This is a genomic window from Siminovitchia acidinfaciens (assembly GCF_003605385.1).
GTDB lineage: Bacteria > Bacillota > Bacilli > Bacillales > Bacillaceae_C > Siminovitchia > Siminovitchia acidinfaciens.
The window spans coordinates 460,066-477,508 of sequence record NZ_QYTV02000002.1 but is presented as its reverse complement, the minus strand read 5'-3'; the positions used below and the strand labels follow the sequence as shown (position 1 = coordinate 477,508).

Annotated in this window: 16 protein-coding genes and 1 other annotated feature; of the genes, 13 read left to right on the top strand and 3 right to left on the bottom strand. The window is 41.7% G+C overall.

Annotated features, from left to right (window positions below):
- Positions 1 to 181 precede the first annotated feature (181 nt).
- Positions 182 to 398, top strand: a binding site (T-box leader).
- A gap of 48 nt (positions 399 to 446) precedes the next feature.
- The gene (gene tyrS, locus D4T97_RS06505) at positions 447 to 1,712 is read left to right on the top strand and encodes a tyrosine--tRNA ligase (protein ID WP_126048888.1); all 1,266 of its coding nucleotides are present in this window, start codon (positions 447 to 449) and stop codon (positions 1,710 to 1,712) included.
- A gap of 49 nt (positions 1,713 to 1,761) precedes the next feature.
- On the opposite strand, the gene D4T97_RS20765 is transcribed toward tyrS, so the two are convergent.
- Together D4T97_RS20765 and D4T97_RS06495 are read right to left on the bottom strand one after the other, a co-directional pair.
- Entirely contained in the window at positions 1,762 to 2,043 is a 282-nt protein-coding gene (locus D4T97_RS20765) for a phospholipase (protein WP_126049192.1), read from the bottom strand.
- Positions 2,044 to 2,126: 83 nt separating this feature from the next.
- Positions 2,127 to 3,044, bottom strand: a complete 918-nt coding sequence (locus D4T97_RS06495) for an EamA family transporter (protein ID WP_126048886.1) — start codon at positions 3,042 to 3,044, stop codon at positions 2,127 to 2,129.
- 266 nt (positions 3,045 to 3,310) lie between these two features.
- Here D4T97_RS06495 and D4T97_RS06490 point away from each other — a divergent pair, with 266 nt between their 5' ends.
- From D4T97_RS06490 to D4T97_RS06465, 5 genes are all read left to right on the top strand, one after another.
- Complete coding sequence (locus tag D4T97_RS06490; RefSeq protein ID WP_126048884.1) at positions 3,311 to 3,511, top strand: hypothetical protein; 201 nt, start codon at positions 3,311 to 3,313, stop codon at positions 3,509 to 3,511.
- A gap of 84 nt (positions 3,512 to 3,595) precedes the next feature.
- Positions 3,596 to 4,294, top strand: coding sequence for an SDR family oxidoreductase (locus D4T97_RS06485; RefSeq protein ID WP_126048882.1), 699 nt, complete (start codon positions 3,596 to 3,598; stop codon positions 4,292 to 4,294).
- Between the two features lie 676 nt (positions 4,295 to 4,970).
- Positions 4,971 to 5,465 (top strand): DinB family protein, encoded by a 495-nt coding sequence (locus D4T97_RS06475; protein WP_126048880.1) that lies wholly within the window; start codon positions 4,971 to 4,973, stop codon positions 5,463 to 5,465.
- A 98-nt stretch (positions 5,466 to 5,563) separates the two neighbouring features.
- Positions 5,564 to 5,986: a VOC family protein gene (locus D4T97_RS06470; RefSeq protein WP_126048878.1), complete on the top strand. Its 423-nt coding sequence runs from the start codon at positions 5,564 to 5,566 to the stop codon at positions 5,984 to 5,986.
- A gap of 195 nt (positions 5,987 to 6,181) precedes the next feature.
- Positions 6,182 to 6,592, top strand: a complete 411-nt coding sequence (locus tag D4T97_RS06465) for a hypothetical protein (RefSeq protein WP_126048876.1) — start codon at positions 6,182 to 6,184, stop codon at positions 6,590 to 6,592.
- Between the two features lie 201 nt (positions 6,593 to 6,793).
- On the opposite strand, the gene rpsD is transcribed toward D4T97_RS06465, so the two are convergent.
- Positions 6,794 to 7,396, bottom strand: coding sequence for a 30S ribosomal protein S4 (gene rpsD, locus D4T97_RS06460; protein WP_126048874.1), 603 nt, complete (start codon positions 7,394 to 7,396; stop codon positions 6,794 to 6,796).
- A gap of 411 nt (positions 7,397 to 7,807) precedes the next feature.
- Here rpsD and refZ point away from each other — a divergent pair, with 411 nt between their 5' ends.
- From refZ to rarD, 7 genes are all read left to right on the top strand, one after another.
- Positions 7,808 to 8,470: a forespore capture DNA-binding protein RefZ gene (gene refZ, locus D4T97_RS06450; RefSeq protein WP_126048870.1), complete on the top strand. Its 663-nt coding sequence runs from the start codon at positions 7,808 to 7,810 to the stop codon at positions 8,468 to 8,470.
- Positions 8,471 to 9,120: 650 nt separating this feature from the next.
- On the top strand, positions 9,121 to 10,830 hold the full coding sequence (ezrA, locus tag D4T97_RS06440) for a septation ring formation regulator EzrA (RefSeq protein ID WP_126048866.1): 1,710 nt from the start codon (positions 9,121 to 9,123) through the stop codon (positions 10,828 to 10,830).
- 236 nt (positions 10,831 to 11,066) lie between these two features.
- A complete protein-coding gene (locus tag D4T97_RS06435) occupies positions 11,067 to 12,218 on the top strand; it encodes a cysteine desulfurase family protein (protein ID WP_126048864.1) in 1,152 nt (383 codons plus the stop codon).
- The gene (thiI, locus tag D4T97_RS06430; protein ID WP_126048863.1) at positions 12,215 to 13,426 is read left to right on the top strand and encodes a tRNA uracil 4-sulfurtransferase ThiI; all 1,212 of its coding nucleotides are present in this window, start codon (positions 12,215 to 12,217) and stop codon (positions 13,424 to 13,426) included. The genes D4T97_RS06435 and thiI overlap by 4 nt, the downstream gene beginning before the upstream one ends.
- A gap of 102 nt (positions 13,427 to 13,528) precedes the next feature.
- On the top strand, positions 13,529 to 13,729 hold the full coding sequence (locus D4T97_RS06425; protein WP_126048861.1) for an alpha/beta-type small acid-soluble spore protein: 201 nt from the start codon (positions 13,529 to 13,531) through the stop codon (positions 13,727 to 13,729).
- A 370-nt stretch (positions 13,730 to 14,099) separates the two neighbouring features.
- Positions 14,100 to 15,680, top strand: a complete 1,581-nt coding sequence (gene mbcS, locus D4T97_RS06420; RefSeq protein WP_126048859.1) for an acyl-CoA synthetase MbcS — start codon at positions 14,100 to 14,102, stop codon at positions 15,678 to 15,680.
- 436 nt (positions 15,681 to 16,116) lie between these two features.
- A complete protein-coding gene (rarD, locus tag D4T97_RS06415; RefSeq protein ID WP_126048857.1) occupies positions 16,117 to 17,034 on the top strand; it encodes an EamA family transporter RarD in 918 nt (305 codons plus the stop codon).
- Positions 17,035 to 17,443: the final 409 nt, after the last annotated feature.

Sequence of the window (17,443 nt, the reverse complement as noted above, 5' to 3'; positions counted from 1 at the left end):
CGCAAAGCTGCATGAAGTCTATTCAAAGAAGTTTTTCACGATGAAATTGAACTCAGTGGCTTTGCTGTGGTGGCTGTGGAACTCCCTCATCAAAATTCGCCTTGTAAGGCAGGCGCATTGCGCTTTTCTTTAGGAATTTGACAATCTAATTTTAAATGGTTACAATATTTGTCATAATCGTATATCAGCTAGGAACGGACTCAGTAGTCAAGCTGTCCCTGTCAAAAGAGAGCCGGTGGTTGGTGAAAACCGGTACATACAGCATTCGGCGAATTACTTCCGGGAGCTTTTGTCGTGAAAATTAGCAGTAGCGGCAAACGGTGATGAACCGTTATTTTATTGAGTGGGGAATTTTTTTCCCAAGTTGGGTGGTAACGCGATAAACAGTCGTCCCTTCGTTTTAAACGAAGGGGCGTTTTTTATTTTAAAAAAGAAAGCAGGGAATTATGTTGGGAACTTTACTTCAAGAGTTGGAATGGCGTGGAGTCATTTACCAGCAGACAGATGAAGCAGGTATTGAAGACGTATTGGATAAAGAAAAGATATCTTTGTACTGTGGGGTGGATCCGACAGCGGACAGCATGCATATTGGGCATTTACTGCCGTTTTTGACATTGCGTCGTTTTCAAAAGCATGGACACCGTCCAATTGTGCTGGTTGGTGGAGCGACAGGTCTGATTGGAGACCCAAGCGGAAAGAAAGAAGAAAGAAAGCTGCAGACACTTGAGCAGGTTGATGAAAATGTTCAAGGAATAAAAGCACAACTGCAGAAGATTTTCGATTTTGAAGGCGAGAATGCTGCAGTAATGACAAACAACTTTGACTGGCAGGGTCAAATGGATTTGATCACTTTCTTGCGTGATTATGGAAAGCATATCGGTGTTAACTATATGCTGGCAAAAGAAACAGTCGCAACTCGTTTGGATTCAGGTATTTCCTTTACGGAATTTACGTATACACTCTTGCAGGCGATTGATTTCCTTCATTTATACGAAAACTTGAATTGCAAAATGCAAATTGGCGGAAGTGACCAATGGGGAAATATTACAACTGGACTTGAGTTTATCCGTAAAATGGCAGGTGAGGATGCAAAAGCTTATGGCCTGACTATTCCGCTTGTCACTAAAGCAGACGGGACGAAATTCGGGAAAACAGAAGGCGGCGCAATTTGGCTTGATCCTGAGAAAACAACTCCGTATGAATTTTACCAATTCTGGATTAATACAGCTGATGCCGATACTGTGAAATATTTGAAATACTTTACGTTCCTTTCGAAAGAGGAAATTGAAGAACTGGAAAAATCTTTGCAGGAAGAACCGCATCTACGAAAAGCGCAAAAGGCTCTTGCTGAAGAAGTGACCAGATTGATCCATGGTGAAGAAGCGCTTCAGCAGGCAATCCGTATTACCGAAGCTCTTTTTAGTGGAAATATTAATGAATTGTCCGTTGAGGAAATGGAACAGGGCTTTAAAGATGTTCCTACTCATGTTCATGAAGGGGATGACGCGGGGCTTGTCAATGTGCTTGTTGAGGCAAAAATATCCCCGTCACGCCGCCAGGCCCGCGAAGATATCCAAAACGGAGCGGTTTCTGTTAACGGTGAGCGAATTACGGATATTCAGTATGAATTGAGCGATAAAGATAAATTGGGCGGCAAATTTACCATTGTCCGCCGAGGCAAGAAAAAATATTACATGATCCGATATAAATAATTATAAGGAATAAGCCGGTTTCGTTCTGTACGAGGCCGGCTTTGTTCTGTTAATATCCACCACTCCTGCAACCGATGGATGTTTTAATCTGCATAAAAATATACATGATTGCAGCAATTCTTCCTTTTTGAGTGTTAGGATTACGTTTTGTAAGCAGACATTGAATGAATCTGTCATCACAAATGCAGGGATGGATTCCGCGTTTCAGACATATATCGTGCCTCATGCAGCAAGCATCCACATCATTGATGGGCCCTCCAGGGCCACTGCATCCTGGCCCGCACCAATTGTAACCGGGAAACAGGCAAAGTCCGCGTCTCCTTTGACGCATTTGAGCCAAAACAAACACCCCCTTATTATAAAGTATGAAGGGGGCCGTTCATTCGAAAAGGCAGCAGCCTCTGTAGAACATTTTTAGTTTCTTGATTTACTCAAAGATAAAAGAGCGATTGTAGCAAGGATACAAATTGTTCCTGACCATTCCGGAATTCCAAAGCTTACTTTGAGCCAGATGACCGAAGTGAAAGCCGCAGAAAGAGGCTCTACGGAAGCCAGCAGGCTCGTTTCCGAAGCACTGAGGTATTTCAGACTTTCAAGGTAGCAGTAGAATGCGATAAGCGTTCCAAAAATTACGATAAAGACCACAGCCATCGATGCGGATGGCGACCATTGGCCGACTAGCCGCCAGGGGGGATGGACAAAGCTGAAACCAACGCCTCCGACTAGCATGCCCCATCCCACAATGATCAGGGAGCCCCATTCTTTTAAAAGGTTATAAGGCTGAAGAGTATAAAATGCCAGAGCGGCAGCCGAGCTTAACCCCCAAAACAATGCCCATCCGGAAATGGACAAGCTGCTAACATTCCCTTGTGTAACAAGCAGGAATGTACCTATGACCGCTAAAATCACTGCCGCGACTTCCCTGGAGGTTGGTACCCGTTTCATGCGGGCCGCTACATAAAGAGTAATGATGACAGGTCCCAAATATTGAAGAATCGTTGCTGTTGCCGCATTGCTGTGTATGATTGCCGCAAAGTATGTATATTGGACTGCAAGCATGCCGAGTATACTGAATGCCAACAGGCTCAAAGCATCTTTTTTTACTTTCCAGACTGCCCAGATACGTTGGCCTTCCTTTTTATAAGCAAACCCCAACAGTATCAATCCTGAAAGCAGCAGCCGGACGACGACAAGCCACTCTGCTGTAAATCCATGCTGATGAAAAAGATACTGGGCAACAGTTCCTGAAACTCCCCATAACGATGCTCCGATCAACACCATTGCAATGCCGGTGACTCTGGAATAGGCGAGCGCCGAATTATTTGAACTCATATGTGTCCCTCGACTTTTTGATGTACTTAAAATAAAATCCCTCTCTTTAGGAGGGTTTCAAATATCATATTATCATAAAAATATGAACTTAAGCTTTGCATCTAGTAAACTATAGATTGAACCTAATGCTCCACTCGTCATCAGTAAATAAAAGCGCTGATAAGGGTGAAGACGAATGAAAAAATTTTTCAAGGGGAATGTGGAGGAAGACGGACTTATATATTGGCTATTGCCGGTTAGAAGCGGCGGGTGAGGGGTGACAAGAGGTGAAAACGCTGAAGGGACAATTCGTCCTATCGATCATTACCGCAATTCTCTTTGTGATTGGCTCGTTTTATTACATAGAAATTACCGGAAATAGCGAATATCTATTAGTTCGAATAATGTATTATTTCGCTATGATATTTTCAGTTTTTAATGCAGGGTTGCTTACACAGAAATTCATCCAGACAAAAAAAGATGATTAATACGTTTGATAATGCTGAATCTTTTATTACTGCTTTGTTCAATGGTACACTCATTTTCAAAGGGTTAAGGAGGAGGAGCTGGAAATGAAAAAATTACAAGGAAAAACTGCTGTCATCACAGGGGCTAGCAGTGGAATCGGAGCTGCTATTGCAAGAGAGTTGGCTGGAGAGGGGGCAAATGTCGTATTGGCTGCCCGCCGGATTGACAAGCTGAATGAAATGGAACAGGAAATAAACGGAGAGGGAGGCGGAAAAGCTCACGCAGTCCAGACAGATACGGCTAATAGGGAAGAGGTCGAGGATCTGGTAAAGAAAGCTGTAGAAACATTTGGAAGCGTTGATATTTTTGTCAACAATGCAGGACAAATGTTATCCGCAACCGTCCAATCGGGAAAAGTGGATGAGTGGGAACGGATGATTGATGTGAATATAAAAGGGGTTCTATATGGTGTCAACTCTGTCCTGCCTTCCATGCTCGAGCAATCGAGCGGACATATCGTCAATATAGCTTCTGTTTCTGGTCTGGAAGTGACGAAAATGAGCACGGTTTACAGCGCAACGAAATTTGCTGTCCGCGCAATTTCAACAGGACTGGAGAAAGAGCTTGCCAGAACTGGCGTCCGTGTGACCAATATTTCCCCAGGAATGGTGGATACTCCATTGAGCAGAAGCGCATCTGATCGTAAAAAGTTAGAGGCGCAGGATATTGCAAAGGCTGTTGTTTACGCAGTTACACAGCCAGATTATGTGAATGTCAATGAAATAACCGTGAGGCCGGTTTAAGTCACGGCCCGGGCATGTCTCTTTTGTGCCCTTTTTTTATGACCTTTCAGTCATGGATAAAAAAATAAGGTGAAAATTGGAAATTTCAGCTTTTGCTAAACTTGTAGCAACGCATTAACTTATTCAAAACTATTTCTACATGCTCTATAAAAATCTGTTCCGCAACTCATAACAAAGATGGCTGGGGACTTTCCTTTACTTGTCCCAAATTTTTTTAGAATTCAAAAGCTCAACTACTGTTGAAATAAAAAAATCCTCTTTTTATCAACTACATTACCAGGTTTAATAGATACAGAAACCGTTCTTCTTTTTCTTAATTGAAATTGGAATTGGAAATTTAAGACTAGGGGCAACTGGCTCCTTATCAAAAATGCAGATTAAGAATAGTTGGTATCGATATGGACTTTTTGTTAGACATTACCCTAAAGAAATTGTTGAAAACGATATTCAATGCAGGGATATGGCTTGTTTATCTCAAGATTTATAGTTCTTCGGCAAAAGGGCGCTTTTCTAATATAAGGCAAGCGTCTTTCTTTATGAAAAGGGCCAGATTGTGGAGTAAGGAAGGTAATCAGATGATTCTCGAAATTGTAAGTTATGCCAGCACAACATGCCGCAAATGAAGCTTTGAGCAAAGGGATTATCAATATAAGGGAAAAATTGGAGGGAATAGAAAATGGATGTAAAGACACTTTTGTTACAGCAATGGGCAAGCTGCTTAGATGAAGAAGATTGGTTTCCACCACTTGAAAAAGTTCTGGAGGACATTACTCTTGAACAGGCAATTTGGAAACCAGCTGATGGGGCAATGAATTCCATTTGGGAATTAGTTTGTCATTTGCTTTTCTATGAAAAGAGATTTCTGATGCGATTTCTTGGTGAAACAGCGAATGAACCACAGGCAGAAAATAATGATTCTACATTTCAATTACCAACAGAGACGTTAGAAAATTGGAAGAAAACAAAACAAGAATACTTTTATGTTCATCGTGAACTTGAAAAAATACTAGCAAAATCAGAACATGAAGATTTGTATAGACAGATTCCAGGAGAAGATAATTCATTAGTGCTTGAACTGAAGAGTTTAGCATTGCATGACGCATACCATATTGGGCAAATTGTATTCCTAAGTAAAATGCAAGGAGCTTGGCCAGCGAAACGCAGCTTTTAAAAAGCTTAATTAGCTTTATAGTTATTCTACTATAGGTCGCATTTCTGGAGTAAGAATTTTACTCTTCATAAGAAGAGTAAATTGTTAGGAGGTAATAAATGAAACCACGAATTTCAGTTATTACATTGGGTGTAGATGATTTGGAAAGGTCTTTGAAATTCTACAAGGAAGGACTTGGGCTACCAACAATAGGAATAGTTGGTCAAGAATTCGAGCATGGTGCTGTTGCATTTTTTGATTTACAAACAGGATTAAAACTCGCAATTTGGAATCGTAAGGATATAGCTCATGACACAAGTAAAGACCAAACACCAATAAGTCCAACCGAATTTACTATTGGTCATAATGTTGAGAGTAAAGAAGAGGTCGATATGGTAATGGAACAGGCAAGGAAGGCTGGTGCAATTATTACAGTTCCAGCACATGATACTTTTTGGGGAGGATACTCTGGATACTTCCAAGATCCAGACGAACATTTGTGGGAAGTAGTTTGGAATCCTGCTTGGGAGTTTACAGAATAAGGTTAAGTATCTCTTCAACGGTTGGGTTTGTTAACAAGACATAGGATTTTAGATTCTTCAACAATTGGGCGCTTTTCCAGAATAGGATTGCGCTTTTTTTATGTATGGCTCCATTTATTTAAACAATTGCGGTGGGATTCTAAATACTATAAAGTAATATTTGAATAATTCAACAATTTGTATGGGGTGTGGATATTGAAAAAATATATGTATTTAGGAGTTATACTTGGAGCTATCGCTTTAGCAGGATGTAGTGTAAATAAGGAATCAGAAGAACAAGTACAGGTAAAAGAAGAGTTAGTGGAAGATGCAACTAATAGACAAGCAGTAGAAGTTGAGACTCTACCTGATGCCGATAAAGAAGAAGCTGTGCCAGTAACTCCTTTAGAATTAACTCAAGAACTAAAAGAAGATTATCACAAGCAATATGTTGAAATTGTAAAAGAGATAAATGCAGAGGAGGGTACAAATCATTTGGAAGTTGTACCTATTGACGAGTTTAAACCAAAGGATTGGGTGGTACCAGAAAAATTCAGACAATTAGCGATCGAGAGGGCAACCATGGAATTTACCTCTAAAGTTTTTGGTGGCGACCCTGTTCAATAAGAATAATCGAAAAATAAATTCAAATAACATCATTAATTTAATCAACAATTAAGTTAAATAGGTGCTTTACTGAAAGATCTTGTCCCAAAATTATTCTTCGTAATACGATAATTTACAGACCTGAAATAACAAAAGTCCCAAACCCTCTAGATACCAAGGGTTTGGGACTTTTTAAACACTGCGTTCAACACAGTGATTTTATTAACGTGAGTAGAACTCAACGATGAATGCTTCGTTAATTTCAGCAGGAAGCTCTGAACGCTCAGGAAGGCGTGTCAAAGATCCTTCAAGCTTGTCTGCATCAAAAGAAACGTAGTCAGGAACGAAGTTTGTCGCTTCAACTGATTCTTTGATGATATCAAGGTTTCTTGATTTTTCACGTACGCTTACTGTTTGACCAGGAGTCACTTTGTAAGATGGGATGTCTACACGACGTCCATCAACAAGGATGTGTCCGTGGTTAACAAGCTGACGAGCTTGACGGCGAGTACGCGCTAGGCCAAGACGGTAAACGATATTGTCAAGGCGTTGTTCAAGAAGAATCATGAAGTTAACACCGTGCTTACCTTGCATTTTTCCTGCTCTGTTAAATGTGTTTTTGAATTGGCGCTCAGTAACACCGTACATATGACGGAGTTTTTGCTTTTCTTGCAACTGAAGACCATATTCAGAGTGTTTTTTACGTTGGTTAGGACCATGTTGTCCTGGCGCATAAGGGCGCTTTTCTAATTCTTTTCCAGTTCCGCTAAGTGAAATTCCTAGACGGCGGGAAATTTTCCAGCTTGGACCAGTATAACGAGCCATAGAAGACTCCTCCTTAGGTTTTATTTTGTTGTAAAATAAAAACCGTTGCGAGAATACAATGCTGGGTATTTTGTTTTCATGTACCCTCGCCCTAGCAGCAGCGGGTTACGCGATACACCTCAAGATTCGAGGAACAAAATACGATCAACAGAATATCCATCAAGGCTGCATTTATTTTACACACAAAGAATATTATAGTTCCCCAAAAAATAAAAGTCAAGGAAGTCTCGGAAATTCGATTTCTATTCGATGATCTTAGCAGAATTGGAAAAAATCTGTCGAGTAATTTTCGCAGGAGAATAATCGTTTGAAGCCGAATTTATATATTAAAGTTGAGTCTACTTTCCTAATTTTGCAATTTACCTTAATGGGTTTATGGAATGATAATGTTACAAAAAGGGAGGGCCCGCGTTGTTTGTTCAAGCAGGAAAAACAAAGGAGTCCATTATTGAAGCGGCCATTGAACTATTTACGAGTAAAGGTTTCAGGGGGACGACAATCCGCGATATAGCAGCTAGGGCAAAACTGAACCCGGCAAACATCTCTTATTATTTCCAGGGAAAACAAGGGCTGCTGGAGGCCTGTCTAGTCAGCTTTTTTGAGCCCTATCTATCCTTGTTGGAAGAGGAAAAACGAAAAATTGAATGGGAAGACCCGGAGATATGTCTACATCGGGCCATTAGGAAAGTGCTCGTTTTTCAGAGCGAAAATCATTTGCTTTCTCGGCTTGTCTGGAGGGAAATCACTATTGATTCCCAGGTGTCGCGTGAAATCATTTCATCCTACTTGATGAAGGAGAGGTATTACTTTAAAACTTTGACATCTGCTGCTGTTGGAGAAAAACACTCCATATTACCTGTCGGCATGCTGATTATTCAATTGAAAGGAATGCTATCCACCCCGTTTTTAAACAGCCAATATGTAAGCGAAGTATGGGGGATGCATCCCAAGGAGTCTTATTTTATAGAAAAATATTATGGATCGATCATTGAATGGCTTCAATCGGCCGTGAACGTTCAAAAAAGCGCTTTGTATGTGGCTCGTCTTCCTGCACCTGCAATCAAGACTGTGTGAAAATCGCTGCCTTTTACTTCGGGCAGCTTTTTCTTTTTTTGCGTTTTTTAGTTTTAAGAAAGCAACAAGTTAGTAATGATTTGATTTGCCAAGCTCCAACGGATAGGAGGTCAAGTGCCACTGGCGCACAGGAAGTGCTAAAGCTAGAGCAGGCGAAGCGAATGGACAAGGAAGCTTCGGCAGCGTTACACCGCACGGAGGAAAAGCGTTATCTCTTTCGAGCGGTAATAGGTGTCGACCCGCAGGACGCGCTAGTGGCACTGAAGCGACAGGATGTCACGGTTTGAATCGGCCAGACGCCTATGCAGCTGCGACATTTGCTAATTCAAGGAAGCTTTTGTTTCGCCTCGTCGTATATCTGCACGAAGTTTACTCGATAAGTCTTCACATAAAGTGTTTGATGCAGCAGCTTGATTATGGTGGTTGAAACGCTTCTTCTGCGTAATTTGTCTTGTGTTTGTCGCCTAAGGGTGCGCGATAAGCATTTTTCTTTTTTTCGCGTAAATAAAAGCAAAAAAACGATAGAAAAATTGCATTTATGCGTCAAAAAATGTCGCTGTCATGGTATCATAGAAGGACATAACTTTTACAATTAACGGTTTGATATACATAGTTTTTCGCTGAATGATGGAAGGAGCAGGAGACAGATAATGAAATATGGTGTGGAACTCGTCATCAGTGCAATAATTTTTGTCATTATTATTGTCATAATCGGATATATGATTAGGAAAAAATACTATAAGGAGATAGACCAGCTGGAAGCCAGGAAAATGGAAACGATGAACAAGCCTATTGTCGAGAAACTCGCAAAGGTGAAACAGTTGAACATGACGGGGAAAACAGAGGAGCTGTTCGAAAGCTGGCGCCAGGCGTGGGATGAAATAATCACTGTTCAACTTCCGCATATCGATGAACTTCTTTTTGATGCTGAAGAATATACGGATAAATTCAACTTCAAAAAAGTGAAGGAAACTCTGGGAAAGATTGAAAGCGAACTAATACATATCAATGAGCAGATTCAAAAAATTCTTGATGAATTGAAGGTACTGACGGACAGTGAGGAAAAGAATCGGACGGATATTGAAAGCCTGAGAGAAAAGTACAACTCAGCAAAAAAACGCCTGCTCACTGAATCCCATACATTTGGGGAAACTTCAAAAAAATTGGAAGAGAAATTGAATGTAGCGGCAGAAAAAATCTCAAACTATGAGACGTTGACTGAGGAAGGGGATTATATTGAAGCGCGCAGCGAGGTAGTAGCGCTGACTGAAGAACTTGACGGCTTAATATACAGAATGGAAAAGATCCCAGATTTGCTTACAGACTGTCAAACAATCATCCCTTCCCAAAAAGACGAACTTCTTCAAGGCTATAAGGAAATGCTGGAACAAGGATATGTTCTAGAACATATCCAAATGGAAGCCATGATGGAAAAAATGGACAAGGAGCTGAAAGCATACAGAGAGTTCCTTATTCAAACAGAGGTTGATGAGGTGACCGAAGGGCTGGAAGAGATGAAGGAGCAGATTGAATTGCTTTACGACCTTTTGGAAAAGGAAGTCTATGCAAGACACTATGTTCTTCAAAAAAATGAACAGACGGAAAGCTATTTGAACAAGTTGCTAGAAACAAACGAAGAGCTTAAATCTGAAACGGAACTTGTTCAGGAGAGCTATCAACTGTTGGATAACGATTTGAATGTACCGCAGGAACTCGAAAAGAGCCTGGGTCAGCTTATGAGACGCTACGAGCTTCTTGTAGCTAAAATGCAGGAAGACCAATCAGCTTTTACTTCGTTAAGCGCAGAGTTAAATGAAATTGAAAGCGGGCTGGAAAAATTGGAAACCAAGCAACATCTATTTGCGGAACGTCTCCAAAGCTTGCGCAAGGATGAATTGGAAGCAAGGGAGAAAATCACCCACTTGAAAAAGAAAGTAAGTGATATTGCCAGGCTCGTACAAAAAAGCAGGATGCCGGGACTGCCAAACGATATTGAATCACTTTATGAGCAAGCCTCCGAGCAAATTGAGGATGTTTTCAAAAGCCTCCATGAAAAACCATTGAACATGAAATCTGTACAAAGCCATTTATTCGAGGCGACCGATACAGTTGATCATCTATACGGCCGGACGGAAGAGCATATCGAGAATGCCCGTCTTGCGGAGCAGGTCATCCAATACGGAAACAGGTATAGGGGGAGATACCCTCAGCTTAGAGCGGACCTTGAAAAAGCGGAAGCGGCTTTTCGAAATTACGAATACCGCTCCTCTCTTGAACAGGCAGCTACTGCGGTAGAAAAAGTGGAGCCCGGCGCATTGAAAAAGATTGAAGAGATGTTTAACGAAGAAATTCAATTGTAATATTTAAGGGAAGAGAGCGCTTCTTAATGAAGGGCTCTTTTTTTCATAAAGCTGTATGTATTGGAACGCGCCAGGCTCCTAGGGGCTGCGGCGCGCTTCGATGCCCGCGGATTACGAAAATACAGGCTCACAGTTTTTCGATAATTTTACGGCCATCTCATATTTAAATTATGGCTTTCATGTGATAATATTTATGATTGATTATAATAATGAAACAGGTTAGTGGGTGGCCTTATATGATATATTTTGACAACAGTGCAACAACCAAGCCATATGAAGAAGTGCTTCAAGCGTTTGTTCAGGTGAATCGCGATTTTTTTGGAAATCCTTCCTCGCTTCATGCTCTTGGTGGAAGGGCTGAACAATTGCTCACAACAGCACGGGAACAGATCGCCCAATTGGCCGGTGTCCACTCAAATGAGATTTATTTTACTTCAGGTGGATCAGAAAGCAATAATCTGGCTATAAAAGGGACTGCGCTGATGCACCGGAGCCGGGGAAATCATATCATCACGACAAGTGTCGAGCATCCATCTGTGCGGGATGCTTGTGAACAACTGCGGACGCTCGGGTTTGATATCACTTATATAGATGTAGATAAAGATGGCCGAGTTTCACCTGATGATGTAATTCGCGCAATCACAGATAAAACAATCCTTGTGTCGATGATCCATGTCAACAACGAAGTGGGAACAATTCAGCCTATCCAGGAAATCGGCAGCCGTTTAAAAGATTTTCCGAAGGTGCTTTTCCATGTCGATAATGTTCAGGGGGCTTGCAAAGTTCCACTAAACATTTACGGCTCCCATATTGATTTCTGCACTTTTTCCGCACACAAATTTCATGGGTTGAAAGGCAATGGTTTTCTATTTGTGAAAAACGGTGTGAAAATCGCCCCGCTAATATCCGGTGGAAACCAGGAACAGAAAGTAAGGAGCGGTACGGAAAATACCGGCGGCATTGTTGCCATGGCCAAAGCTTTTCGAATGGCGGAGGATAAAAGGAAGGCTAACACGGAAAACTTGATGGAAATCCGTAATTTTATCATTGATCAACTGGAAAAAATGCCGAATCTTGTAATCCATACTCCGAAAGAGCATTCCGCCCCGCATATTGTAAATGTTTCAGCTGTTGGATTAAAAGGTGAAGTCATTGTTCACGCGCTTGCGGAGCAAGGGATTTATATCTCAACAACAAGCGCATGTTCATCAAAAGATAAAACTCCAAGCGGAACATTAACAGCAATGGGTGTGCCGGATGAGGAAACCACAGGCGCCATAAGGATCAGCCTTTCCCACGAAAACACCCTGGTAGAAGCCGGCCAAATGGTACAATCACTAAAACAAGTTATGGATAGATTAAATAAAGTAATGAGGCGAAATAAATGAATTATGACAGAATATTGATCAGATATGGTGAGTTGACATTAAAAGGAAGAAATCGAAAGTTCTTTGTCAGAAAGCTAAAAAACAACATTCAGATCCTGCTTCGGGAATTCCCACAGACAAAGATTGAAACGATGCATGACAGAATGTATGTCCTATTGAATGGAGAGCCGTATGATCAGGTGAAAGAACAACTTGCCAGAGTGTTTGGCATTCAATCCTTCAGTCCCGCGATCAGGACAGAAAAAGATCTTAATCAAATAAAGGCTGCAGCGCTTCATGTGGTAAAAAAAGCCCACAGCCCTGGTCAAACTTTTAAAATATCAGCCCGTCGCGCTGATAAATCATTCGAATATGACACACATCAGCTGAATTATGAAGTTGGTTCGCACATTTTGATCAATGTTGAAGATATTACTGTTGATGTAAAAAAACCAGATATTAATGTAATTGTTGAAATAAGAGGCGAAGGAGCATTTATTTCCGGAGAGGTTGTACAAGGCCAGGGCGGTTTTCCAGCCAGATCTTCCGGAAAAGGAATCTTGATGCTTTCTGGAGGGATCGATAGTCCTGTAGCAGGCTTTTTGGCAATGAAGCGTGGTGTTGATATAGAGGCTGTTCATTTTCATAGCCCGCCGTATACAAGTGAAAGAGCGAAGCAAAAGGTGCTTGATATTGCTGGTAAACTCGCTCAATTTACCGGACGGATCAAAGTCCATATCGTCCCGTTTACAGAAATCCAGGAAAAAATACATGAGAAAATACCTGAAGGCTATACGATGACATCCACCCGCAGAATGATGCTGCGGATTGCGGATGAAATCCGACAAAAAAATGATGCGCTTGCCATCTTTAATGGTGAAAGCCTCGGGCAGGTTGCAAGCCAAACGATGGAAAGCATGCTTGCAATCAATGAAGTGACAAACACTCCGATTTTACGTCCGCTTATAGCAATGGATAAAGTAGAGATTATTAAAATTGCAACTGCAATTGATACACTGGAAATTTCCAACAGGCCTTATGAAGACTGCTGTACAATCTTTACGCCTCCTGCTCCAAAAACTCGGCCGAAGACCGAAAAAATCGTTGCTTTTGAAAGCAAGTTTGACTGGGAACCGCTTTTGGCTAAAGCTGTAGAAGAGACAGAAACAATAGTCATAAAAAGCAGCGGAAATGAGCCATCGAATGAGAAGGATATTAATCTGTTTTAAAAAAAATGGTTAACTTCCAGAAACTAGGAAGAATTACCAACAATTTATTGAATGATGCCATGTGTTTTCGCACAATATAGGCTTACAAGGAGGTGAAAACACATGGCAAACAACAATAGCAACCAAATCCTTGTTGCTGGGGCAGAACAAGCGATTGATCAAATGAAAGTTGAAATTGCAAGCGAGTTTGGAGTAAACCTTGGAGCAGATACCACTTCACGTGCTAACGGTTCTGTAGGTGGTGAGATCACCAAGCGCCTTGTAGCAATGGCTCAACAACAAATGGGCGGATATTCAAGATAACAAATTTAATATGAATGGCTTGGAGAAGCGGGGCTTTCGTCCCCGCTTCTTTCGTGTGCAAAAAACGGGGACGTACTTTTGGATTGGACTAGCTATAGCGGGCTAGCGGCTCGTTGTCACAAGGATGAAAGAACTCTTGCCGCACCGCTTATCAAGAGAAGCCTCGGATCTTTCAAAGGAATGCTGAATAAAGCGAACTCATGGTGCAATGGTGAATGAAAATCTCTCTTATTAGTTTTGTGCTTGTGATCAAAGGTAGCTCGCTGCGCTATTCTTATATTGGAAAAAGAAAATTACCAGCTCAATATATAAAGATTTCTTATAATTTTGTATAATGGGGTGTACAGTTTCGTATGGGGAGGAAATAATTATGAAGAGAGAAGATTTGATTGCACCAGATGATTATAATATCATCGATGAATTTGAAAAATATACTGTTAACTCTGATCGGTTGGCCATACTCTGGGAAGGCGATAACGGCGAAACAAAAGAAATTACATATGAGGAACTTTTAAAGCGGGCAAATAAGATTGGAAATGTTTTTAAGTCTTCCGGATTGAAAAAAGGCGATACGATTCTTGTCATGGTACCGCGTCTAATTGAAGCATATGCTGTTTACATCGCGGCCTTAAAGGCAGGAATGATCGTCATTCCAAGTTCGGAAATGCTTAAGACAAAAGACTTGGAATATAGAATTAGCCATGGTGATGTTAAAGCAGTCGTTACATATATTCCGTATGTTGACCAGGTCGACCAGGCTCAGAATGCCGACCAGCTGCTAAAATTTTCTGTTGGTGGAGAAACTGAGGGCTGGAGGCACTTGGAGAAACTGGCGGAAGACGCTGATGATAGATTGAAAACAGCAGAAACTAAAAGCGGCGACTCTGCGTTCTTATCATATACATCAGGAACCACAGGCAACCCGAAGGGTGTTGTCCATACGCATGGCTGGGGCTATGCTCACTTGAGGACTGCTGCAGTAAAATGGTTATGCATCGAAGAGAATGATATTGTATGGGCCACCGCGGCACCGGGCTGGCAAAAGTGGATATGGAGCCCGTTCCTTTCCGTATTGGGCATGGGGGCAACCGGGTTTGTCTACAATGGGAAGTTCGATCCTCAAAAATACCTGATGCTATTGGATAAATACAAAGTGAACGTGCTTTGCTGCACACCAACAGAATACCGTTTGATGGCCAAGGTGGACAATCTTGACGAATTCAAACTAGAGGATCTGCACAGCGCTGTTTCAGCAGGTGAGCCGTTAAACAGGGAAGTCATCGATGTATTCAAAAAACATTTCGGCGTAAATGTCAGAGATGGATATGGCCAGACGGAGAACACACTTCTTCTCGGCATTACAAAGGAAATGGAGCTGAGACCAGGCTCTATGGGAAAACCTACACCTGGAAATAACGTTGAAATCGTAAATGAATATGGAGAAATTTGCGGTGCTGGCGAGGTTGGTGACATTGCTGTTCATAAAGCTACACCATCCCTTTTTAAAAAGTATTACAAAGACCCGGGAAGAACTTCTAAGCAGTTTAGGGGAGACTATTATATTACGGGTGATAGAGCAAAGAAGGATGCAGACGGCTATTTTTGGTTCGAAGGGCGCGGTGATGACATCATTATCAGTTCGGGATATACTATTGGGCCTTTCGAAGTTGAAGATGCCCTGATCAAACACCCGGCAGTCCAAGAGTGTGCGGTAGTCGCCACCCCTGATGAAGTAAGAGGAAATGTAGTTAAAGCTTTTATCGTACTAAGAGAAGAAAACTCCAATGAAGAATCCTTGAAATTGGAATTGCAAGAACACGTAAAGCTGATGACCGCACCATACAAATACCCTCGGGAAATAGAGTTTGTAAGGGAACTGCCAAAAACAGCCTCTGGAAAAATCCGACGTGTTGAGCTGAGAAATCTCGAAAAAGAGAAAAAAGGCTTTTAAACAAAGTCCCTCGAAGCAGATGGAAAAACGATTTGTTTTCCCCATCTGCTTTTATCGTGCCATTGTCACTCATCGGATTTTGTAAACTTCGGGGAGTGGAACCACCCGAAGTTTATTAACCCCTGCTTGAAAAAATGGTACTGGCAGGTGTACGACTGCTGAAAAAGCATTAGAGGCGACAAACAGTCATGCAAAAGGATTATCCGACCCAAAAAAGTGTCCAAGTCGTTCATATGGTTACGCATCTGCAAATTTGTCCCGATAGGAGCACGAATATCAAACAGCGGGCAGGGTACGGTTCCGTTTATCAAGCTATCCCCTTTTAAAAGCCTGGTCGCATAAAAAAGAATTTTTGGACAGTTTTTTAGTAGTAACTCAGAGTTGTTTCTTATATAATAAAAGTATTTCGGGAATCTAAAGAGTGGGAGACGGGGCTATGAGCAAGACAAAGCGTGAAGGAATCATGGATGGGGTTATGGCTTACTTGTTATGGGGGTTTTTACCAATTTATTGGAAGTCCCTTAATCACGTACCACCGGGTGAAGTTTTGGCACACCGGATATTTTGGTCTTTCTGGTTCATGTTGATTCTTCTATTGATCGGAAAAAGGATCACCTCCTTCAAAGAAAGTTTTAGGCAAATGGTGGAAAATCCCAAGGCGATGTATGCCCTCCTTGCAGTTTCGGTTCTTATCAGCATAAACTGGCTTATTTTTATCTGGTCCGTCCATGCGGGTAAAATTGTTGAGTCCAGTCTTGGGTATTATATTAATCCTCTCATAAGCATTGTTCTGGGCGTGCTGGTTCTGAAGGAAAAATTGCTGCGCAGCCATATCATTGCATTTTTCCTTGCTGTGATCGGAGTGATTTTTTTAACGGTTTCATACGGCCAGTTTCCTTGGATTTCCTTTGCACTGGCTCTTTCTTTCGGGATATATGGGTTGGTCAAAAAAGTACTTCCGTTTGATTCTTCCATCGGATTAACATTGGAAACAATGGCTGTCATGCCAATTGCACTTTTTTATATAGTCATGCTATTCGTCCAAGGTGACCAAATGTCTTTTATCGGGGACATGAAGACCAATTTGTTAATTATTGCCTCCGGAGCAGCTACAGCCTTACCGCTGTTGTTTTTTGCCAAGGGGGTCCAGAAAGTACCTTTATATTTAATGGGATTTTTGCAATATATCGCACCGACTATCATGTTGATACTTGGAATCTTTCTGTATAATGAGCCATTCGGAACAACGCAATTGATTTCATTCACTTTTATTTGGGGAGCATTGCTGATTGTATCCCTCTCAACAATCAAGTGGTCTGGATTGAATTCAAAACAGCGGGATAAAATTGCTTAAGAGAGCATTACGCAGATGCTCTCTTTTTTGTGGAAACTTTTTTTACAGTTAGGGAAAATAAACGTTATGTCTAGCTCTGACGGACAGGACGTTCTAGTGCAGGCGAATCGACAGGACGTCACTGCATGAGCCTGCCGACGGGCAGGATGTCCTAGTGCCGCCGGTGCCACAGGACGTAGCGGCTTTAGGCGGCAAGGCACCTTGCCTCTCGAGGTCACAGGCCCGCAAGGAAGAATGTGCTCCTTGCGACGAAGCTTATTCGAGGAAGAGATGCTCACCTCGTCGCAAAGCTGCATGTTGCATATTCAAGAAGATTACTCATGATGTTTTCAAGAAAGCTACTTGGCTGAAGAACTGCCTCATCGGGAATCGTCTTGTTTGCCCGCGCTGAGCAAGCCGCTTGCGCTTT